The organism is Catenuloplanes nepalensis (genome assembly GCF_030811575.1).
GTDB lineage: Bacteria > Actinomycetota > Actinomycetes > Mycobacteriales > Micromonosporaceae > Catenuloplanes > Catenuloplanes nepalensis.
Genome location: NZ_JAUSRA010000001.1, coordinates 4,071,435 through 4,079,104 on the forward strand (window position 1 = coordinate 4,071,435; position 7,670 = coordinate 4,079,104).

Genomic DNA, 7,670 nt, shown 5'->3' on the forward strand with positions numbered 1-7,670 from the left:
GCACGCCCGCGGTGTTCCAGGTGTGAACCCGGCCGGATCCCGCTCCCCGCATTGCCGGAACACGGCAGAGGACCAGGCCACGGGGGTACGGGTTGACAAGCGCAGGGATCCCTTCGGTAAAGTGCAGGGGTGCCTGCGCTAGGGAGAGACATGGCCACCATCGGATTCATCGGCAGCGGCAACCTCGGCAGCGCGCTCGCGCGGCTCGTGGCCATCGCGGGCCACGACGTCGTGCTCAGCAACAGCCGCGGCCCGGAGACGCTGGGCGAGCGACTCACGCGGGTCGGCCCGCGCGCGTCCGCCGGCACCGTGGCGGACGCGGCCGCGCGCGGCGACCTCGTGGTGGTGTCGACGCCGCTGCGGGCGTACCGGTCGGTGCCGGTCGCACCACTGCGCGGCAAGGTCGTCATCGACACGATCAACTTCGATCCGGCCCGGGACGGCGACTACCCGGAGATCACCGCGGGCCGGCAGACCGCGAGCGGCGTGCTGCAGGAGCATCTGCCGGAGTCGTTCGTGGTCAAGGCGTTCAGCAACATGTTCTTCAAGCACCTGGCCACGATGGGCCGCCCGGCCGGCGCACCGGACCGCAGCACGCTGCCGATCGCCGGCGACGACGCCGAGGCCAAACGCACGGTCGCCACACTGGCCGACGAGGCCGGCTTCGACACCCTCGACGCCGGCCCGCTCGCGGAGAGCCGCCGGTTCGCCCGCGGCACCCCGGCGTTCCACGCCTACCTCGACCCGGACGGCATGTTCACGGCCCCCGGCCGCCCCGCCTCCACCACCGCCCTGGCGAAGCTCCTCGCCGCCGCGAACTGACCGGCCACGGTGGACCGCCAAACCGCGGCGGGCCGGCCGGCCAGTGGACCAGCCGGCCGAAGCGGACTGACAAGCCGCGCCGCGGCACCCGGCGTGCGCCGCGGCGGATATCGCGGCTCTTCCGGTGACCAGCGACGTCACCGGCTCCGACGCGGCGACCGGAGCGGCGGCGGAGGCCGCCGCGGGTTTGCCCGCGGGAGCGACTCCGTTGCCCATTCGGCATCGGAAGCCGCGAGCCCTGCCCGGAGACCGAAAGCATCAGCCCGAAATTTCGCATCATTTCCGCCATGGCTCGGACAGCGTCGAGCGGAAGCCGGCGTGGTGGTCGTGCTGTCGCGACCACTCATGCGTGAAGGATCATTGACCGACACGAAAGAGAGGTCAACTTCGATATTCGACCTCTCCTTCGTGTCGGTCAATGATCCTTTGCGGCGGGCCGCCGCCGAACGGGCAACGGAGTCGGGAGCAAACGGGCCGCACCACGCCGGAAGCGGGAAGATCTGATCGTCGAATGTGGTCTTGCGTGGGCGAAATGTCCTGTCCTGTAACGCAGGGCTCCGGCACCACCGCCGGAGCCCTCCGCCACGCGGGTCAGAGATAGTTGATGTGCAGGTGGTTGTCGTGGTTCGGGTAGCTCGTGGTCAGCCCCTCACTGATCAGCGTCGGGTCGTTGAAGTAGATGCTCTCCACCCGGCCGGTGGCACGGATGCGTTGTGCCAGCAGCCGGGTGGCGGCGCGGTCGTAGGCGGCCGACTCCCAGGTGATCCGGGCGGCCGTGCACTGCGCCGAGTCCGTGCGGATCGGCCACACGTCGACGTCCAGCCCGGTCTCGTGGGTGCTGTGGCCGGGGATGTCGCCGCCGTGCTCGAAGCTGACGTCGCCCAGCGGCACCTGACCGTTCCCGGTGAACGACGCGGCCGCCGCTTCCAGTGATCCGATCGCGGAGCCGGTGCCCCAGTTCGCGGTGCCGTTGCCGTCCGGGTTCTGGTCGCACATGTTCGCGAACGACGGGTAGGCGTAGTGCCAGACCAGGTTCTGCCAGGTGGTCGGCCCGACGATCCCGTCCGCGGTGATGCCGGCGTGGTTCTGGAACGCCACCACGGCCGCGTGCGTGCCGGAGCCGAAGTCGCCGTCGACCGCGAGCGAGAGCCGCCGCTTCTTGTTCAGCAGCACCTGCACCGCGCGGACCGCCGCGCCGTTGTCGCCCTGGCGGACCGTGACGATGAGCGCGCCCCACGTCTGCGGGCCGACGATGCCGTCGGAGGTCAGCCCGCGCGCGGTCTGGAACGCGCGCACGGACGTGGCCGTACCGGAGCCGAAGACGCCGTCCGCGCCGGTCGCGTGACCGCGCGCGGTCAGCAGGTGCTGCACGGCCTGGGTGTCGACGCCGCGGTTGCCCTGGCGCTGGGTGTGGAAGAACGCGCCCGGGAACGCACTGGCGGGCGCCGCGGGGGCGACGAGCACGATGCCGATCGCGACGGTGAGCGCCGCGGCCAGCCGGGTCAGAGTTCGCACGACGGTGATCTCCTCGTCAGAAGCACTGCGGCGCGGACCAGGTCCGGGTCGGCTTGGCGGCCAGGTGGGTGTGGTCGCTGTGACCGGCCGCGCCCGGGCCGATGATCTCGGCGAATCCGGCGGAGCGGGCCTCCCGGGCGATCGTGCACAGGCTCGGCGTGCCGGTGAAGTCGAGCGCGTCGCCGTACGTGTGCCGGCTGCCGCTGGAGCCGCCGACCTGCGCGTTGCACGCCACGCTGCGGAATCCGGACGAGACGACCAGTGGCGCGTTCCCGAGCTTGCGCCGCAACGCCTCGGCTCGCCACATGGACCGGATCAGGTTGGCGCGCACCTGCGTCGCGGACACCGCGCCGCCCTGGAGGCTGGCCTGGCTCCCGCAGGTGGCCGAGGCGGTCGCCTCGGCGAACGTGAAGTGGATCGGGGTGCAGTCGTCGTCCTGGAGCGCGTAGATCTGGTTGAAGGTCTGCGGGCCCGCGACGCCGTCGTTGGACAGGCCGTAGCCGGCCTGGAACTTGGCCACGGCCGCCGCGGTCCGGGCACCGTAATCGCCGTCGATGGCGAGCACCTCGCCGGAGTCCACCCAGCCGGCGACGCGGATCTGGAGCTGCCTGACGTCCTCGCCGCTCATCCCCGACCGCAGCGTGCGGCTCCAGGTGTAGCAGCCGTCCGCGGCGGCGGGACCGGCCAGCGCCACGTTCACCGCGGCCGTGGCCGTGAACGTCATGAACAGTGCCATGAACAGGCGTAACAGTCGTTGTCTCGTCATCCGGATGCTCCCCTGTGGATCCGGTGGCCCACGATGCGGGCCGCGTGCCCCCACCCTTGCGACGGCATGCAGCGGCGTCAATCCCTGTTGCCGCGTGCGGCACATAGCAGGAAATGCATCAATCGCGGCGATTTCTCGCGTCGCAGGCCGGGTGTATGGTTCGCCGCATGACGGACGTCGATGTCTTCCGTTCCCCCGATCCCACCCGGAGAAGATTCATGCGATCCGCGGCAGTCCTTCGCCGTGGCGCGGTCCCGGCCGTCGCCGCGACCGTGGCCGTGCTGCTGTCCGCCGCGCCGGCCGCCGCGGTGGCGCCCAGCACGCCGGTCTTCGGCGCCGCGATCGACGGCTACGCGGCCTCCGACCCGCAGAGCACCTGCGACCCCGTGGCCAAGCCGGGCGCGCTCGGCTTCCGCGAGCTGGTGCTGCGCCAGTACCCGGCGACCGGTGACTCCGGCATCGTCCGCTCCTGCGCCGACGGCGGCGTCTCCGAGCACAAGGAGGGCCGCGCCTGGGACTGGACGATCAACGCGGCCAGCGCCACGGACCACGCGCGCGCGGACGAGCTGCTGGCGTGGCTGCTCGCCACGGACAGCCACGGCAACCAGCACGCGAACGCGCGGCGGCTCGGCGTCATGTACATCATCTTCGACCGCCGCATCTGGGGCTCCTACCAGGCCGGCGACGGCTGGCGCACCTACACCGGCAGCAATCCGCACACCGACCACGTGCACTTCAGCTTCAGCCGGGCCGGTGCGCTGAAGCAGACGACGTGGTGGACCGCGGCCGACCAGCCGGCCGCGTGGCCCCGGCTGGCGAACGGCGCCAGTGGCGCGAACGTCCAGATCCTGCAGCACCTGCTGAACGCGGCCGGGCAGAGCCTGACCGCGGACGGCTCGTTCGGGCCGGCGACCGAAACCGCGGTCCGGTCGTTCCAGTCCGCGAACGGCGCGGTCTCGGACGGGATCGTCGGCATGGTGACCTGGTCCAAGCTGCTGCGGCAGGTGCAGCAGGGCGATCAGGGCAGCGCGGTCCGGGCCGCGCAGACCGCGTTGAACAAGAGCGGCGCGGGCCTGACCGTGGACGGCTCCTTCGGCCCGGCGACACGGGCCGCCGTGACGTCGTTCCAGTCAGCGCACGACCGAACGCCGAACGGCGCCGTCGATCCGACGCTGTGGCAGCTGCTGATCGCCGGCGTGGGCTGAGCCCGGTGTCTCCGGGCCGGCGCGCCGGCCCGGAGACCGGTTCAGGCGGACCCGGCGCCGGTGGTCGCGTCCGGCCACCCCGGCGGTGCCGGACTCGCTCAGCGCGGGCAGCCGCAGGCGCAGCGCGTCGTTGATCGCGCCCTCGAACGCCTTCGGCTCGCCGCACCACCACGCCAGTCCGGCCAGATTCTGACATTTTTCGCAATAGCTCTCTAATCGGGCACGGAGCCAGGCAGCTACAGTGGCGTCCATGACCACCGACGCGCTGCCATCGAGATACGCCGGCGCTCGCGAACGCATCCCGGCCTGGGAGGCGTTCCGCGGGCCGGACCACGGCGTCGTCCACCTGCCGCACCACCTCGCCTGGTCCGGCCCGACGTCATACGACGTCGGCGACATGCGGCAGCGCCTGACGCTCTACTCGATCCTGCTCGACTGCGGCCAGAGCGACGACCTCGCCGCCTACATCAACCGCTCCCTGCTCACCACGGACTGGCCCAACATGCGCCGACTCACGTCCCGCGAGCTGATCGCCGTCTGGGAACAGCACCTCCCCCACCTCACCGCCGCGTAGCCCATCACCATGGAGCACCTGCATCGAGAACTCGCCCGCATCGCGTTCACCGCTGGCGACGACCTCGGCCTGATGCTCGCCGGCGGCTATGCGATCCGCGCTCACGGATTGACCGAACGCCCATCTGGTGACCTGGACCTCGCCACCTCAGCCGGGCTCGCCCTGCCGGCGATTCTCGACCGCCTGGCCGACGCGTTCCGCCGGAACGGATTCGACGTACGGCACATCGAGTCGAATCCCCGGATGGCCCGGCTTCAGGTCACCCGCGGGACCGAGATCTGCGAAGTCGATCTGCTCAAGGAGGCGGTGGGCCCTCCAGCTCTGTTCGACCTGGGCCCGGTCCTCACTCTCGACGACGCGGTCGGGCTGAAGGTCCGCCCGCTCGCCGACCGCGCACTGCATCGCGACTTCATCGATGTCCATGCCGCCGCGGTCAAGGCTGGTTACACCTGGCGTGACCTCGAGCACCTGGGAGCACGACACTCCCCCAACTGGTCACTGGCCGATCTCGCCGACAGGCTTTCCGCGATCGACCTGCGCGATGACGTGACCTTCGCGGCGTACGGACTCGGTGAGGAACAGATCCTGGAGATCCGCCGGTGGGCCCTGAACTGGTCCGATGACATCCAGTCACGACTCGCCGCCGGTGACGCCGCCGAATCGGTGCAGGACACGAACTGGGACGCGTACCTCGAGGAGTAGTCAGGAGCACCACAAGACTCCCGGTAGGAAGCGATCGCGGCGCGGGAGAGCGGGTCGATGTCGCCCGGCCGGGTCTGGGGTCAGACCCGGCCGGGTGGGGGTCAGTGGCCGGAGTGGCCGGGGTTCTCCATGGGGTGTCCGGCCTGGTGCTCAATCTTGAGGACCTCGGCGGGCATCACCACGAACGGGCGCATCATGCCCATGTCCTCGTGGTCGCGCATGTGACAGTGGTGCAGGAAGCGGCCGCTGTGCGCGAAGTGCGCGGTGACCGTGACCGCCTCGCCGTTGTTGACCGAGACCACGTCCTTCCAGCCGGCGTCGGACGCGGCGGGCGGGAGCGTCTCGCGGTACTCGATCGGTGCGATCGTACCGCCGCCGACGGTCCGGCCCGCGTCGTCCACGATGAACTCCCACTTCTCGGCCACGTCGTAGTGGTGCCGGTGCTTGACCGTGAAGTGGGTGGCGTGGACGTGCTGCGGGTGTGGCCAGCCGCCGACGTCCAGGTTGATCCAGGTCCAGTCCTCCCAGTCGCCGGTCCGCACCATGAACCGGGCCGGGTCGTGGAAGCCGCGGGCCACCCTGCGGTACGTCTTGACGCCGCCGTCCGGGCCCTTGACCTGCACGATCCCGTCGACCGGGAACGGGCCGGCCGGCGCCTCGGTCTCCTCCATCTCCCACTGCTCGATCTGGCCGGTGCCGAGCGGCGGGAACATGATCATGCGGGTGGCCGAGGCCGTGCCGGGCTTCGGCAGCTTGGTGTCCAGCTTCGCCGGCGGTGTGTAGCCACCCGCCCGGCCGTTGCCGACCCGGAACTGCATGACCTGCGGCCACGGGCCCGGGTCGTAGTCCGCGTTCTTCAGGATCAGCTTCCTGCCCCTGAACGCGGAGAAGTCGATCAGGATGTCCGCGCGCTCGGCCGCGAGCACGCTCACGGTTCCGGCGTCGACCGGCGCGGCCAGCAGGCCGCCGTCCGTGCCGATCAGCTTGATCGCCGACTCAGGGACCGCGGTGCCGTCCTCCAGCGTGAGCTGCAGGTGGTAGGGGCGGACGTTGGACACGTTCGCGACCCGGAACCGGTACCAGCGCGGCTCGACGTCCAGGTGCGGCCAGATCACGCCGTTGACCGTGGTGAACGGCCCGGAGAAGCTGGTGGCCAGCAGTTCCGGCTCGGTCGCGTACATCACGGTCTTGTACAGCTGGAACGGCGTGAGCTTCCCGGCGCCGTCGAGGTCGAAGTTGCGGTCGCAGAGCAGCAGCGGGATCTCATACTTCCCTGACGGCAGTCCGAGGCGGTCCTCTGTGGAGTCGCGGATCAGGTAGAGGCCGCTGAGCCCGACGATGGTGTTCCAGCGGGAGATCGGCATGGCGTGGTCGTGGTACCAGAGCGCGGTGGCGCGCTGGTCGTTCGCGTACTCGGCGACCTGCGCCTGCCCCGGCGGGAAGCCGGCCTCGGGCCAGCCGTCGTTGTCCATGCCGGTCTCCGCGCCGTGCAGGTGCACGACCGTCCACGGTGGAAGGTTCGACACGTCGGTCAGCAGTGGGGCGCCGTCGGTGCCGGGGCGGTCCCAGAGCGGCGGGTCGGCCCAGGCGATCATCGGCGCGGCCGCGCGCAGCGGGATCCTCCCGTTCAGCGCGTTGACCCACCGGATCACGGCCGGCTCGTCCGCGCGCACCTCGATGGTGGGCCCGGGCACCGTACCGTCGAAGCCCCAGATCGTGGTCTGTCCCAGCTGGGAATGGAGTCTGTGCTTCGCCACGCGCATCGGCACGGTCAGCTCGGCCGGCCGGCCGCCGCGCTGCCGCTCCGGCTTCAGAACCTTCGGGACGGGCAACGCATCGCGGTACGGCGTGAGCGGCTCCGGATGGGCCGAGACCAGGCGCACCGCCTTGTTCCCGGGGGTACGGCCGGGCAGCCGCTGCTGCTCGGCGACGGGCACGGTGCGGGGCAGCGTGGCGGTGCCGTCCACCGCGAGCAGGCCGCGCACTGACTCGTTGGTCAGCAGCGCCGCGCCCGCGACACCGGTGGCGACACCGCCGGCGAGCAACCGCCGCCGGGTGACGTGCGGATCGGGTATCTCGGTCATGC

Annotated in this window: 7 protein-coding genes; 4 read left to right on the top strand and 3 right to left on the bottom strand. The window is 71.1% G+C overall.

Going from position 1 to position 7,670, the window contains the following annotated elements; all coding sequences use genetic code 11:
- Positions 1-150 precede the first annotated feature (150 nt).
- The gene (locus J2S43_RS17500; protein WP_306830473.1) at positions 151-822 is read left to right on the top strand and encodes an NADPH-dependent F420 reductase; all 672 of its coding nucleotides are present in this window, start codon (positions 151-153) and stop codon (positions 820-822) included.
- Positions 823-1,413: 591 nt separating this feature from the next.
- Here the strand turns inward: J2S43_RS17500 and J2S43_RS17505 are convergent.
- Together J2S43_RS17505 and J2S43_RS17510 are read right to left on the bottom strand one after the other, a co-directional pair.
- Positions 1,414-2,337 (bottom strand): penicillin-insensitive murein endopeptidase, encoded by a 924-nt coding sequence (locus J2S43_RS17505; RefSeq protein WP_306830475.1) that lies wholly within the window; start codon positions 2,335-2,337, stop codon positions 1,414-1,416.
- 16 nt (positions 2,338-2,353) lie between these two features.
- A complete protein-coding gene (locus J2S43_RS17510; RefSeq protein WP_306830477.1) occupies positions 2,354-3,103 on the bottom strand; it encodes a M15 family metallopeptidase in 750 nt (249 codons plus the stop codon).
- Positions 3,104-3,270: 167 nt separating this feature from the next.
- Here J2S43_RS17510 and J2S43_RS17515 point away from each other — a divergent pair, with 167 nt between their 5' ends.
- The 3 genes from J2S43_RS17515 (at position 3,271) to J2S43_RS17525 (ending at position 5,584) form a co-directional block, all read left to right on the top strand.
- Complete coding sequence (locus J2S43_RS17515; protein WP_306830480.1) at positions 3,271-4,308, top strand: peptidoglycan-binding domain-containing protein; 1,038 nt, start codon at positions 3,271-3,273, stop codon at positions 4,306-4,308.
- 250 nt (positions 4,309-4,558) lie between these two features.
- A complete protein-coding gene (locus J2S43_RS17520; RefSeq protein WP_306830481.1) occupies positions 4,559-4,882 on the top strand; it encodes a hypothetical protein in 324 nt (107 codons plus the stop codon).
- 9 nt (positions 4,883-4,891) lie between these two features.
- Positions 4,892-5,584 carry a nucleotidyl transferase AbiEii/AbiGii toxin family protein gene (locus J2S43_RS17525; protein ID WP_306830484.1) on the top strand — a complete coding sequence of 231 codons (693 nt, stop codon included), beginning with the start codon at positions 4,892-4,894 and terminating at the stop codon, positions 5,582-5,584.
- Between the two features lie 101 nt (positions 5,585-5,685).
- Here the strand turns inward: J2S43_RS17525 and J2S43_RS17530 are convergent, their stop codons facing one another.
- Positions 5,686-7,668: a multicopper oxidase family protein gene (locus tag J2S43_RS17530; RefSeq protein ID WP_306830486.1), complete on the bottom strand. Its 1,983-nt coding sequence runs from the start codon at positions 7,666-7,668 to the stop codon at positions 5,686-5,688.
- Between the last annotated feature and the right edge of the window lie 2 nt (positions 7,669-7,670).

What these genes read in the sequence shown, in the direction of transcription:
- J2S43_RS17520 (WP_306830481.1), top strand. Translation starts at nt 4,559, where the DNA reads ATGACCACCGACGCGCTGCCATCGAGATACGCCGGCGCTCGCGAACGC.
- J2S43_RS17530 (WP_306830486.1), bottom strand. Translation starts at nt 7,668, where the DNA reads ATGACCGAGATACCCGATCCGCACGTCACCCGGCGGCGGTTGCTCGCC.
- J2S43_RS17510 (WP_306830477.1), bottom strand. Translation starts at nt 3,103, where the DNA reads ATGACGAGACAACGACTGTTACGCCTGTTCATGGCACTGTTCATGACG.
- J2S43_RS17500 (WP_306830473.1), top strand. Translation starts at nt 151, where the DNA reads ATGGCCACCATCGGATTCATCGGCAGCGGCAACCTCGGCAGCGCGCTC.
- J2S43_RS17515 (WP_306830480.1), top strand. Translation starts at nt 3,271, where the DNA reads ATGACGGACGTCGATGTCTTCCGTTCCCCCGATCCCACCCGGAGAAGA.
- J2S43_RS17525 (WP_306830484.1), top strand. Translation starts at nt 4,892, where the DNA reads ATGGAGCACCTGCATCGAGAACTCGCCCGCATCGCGTTCACCGCTGGC.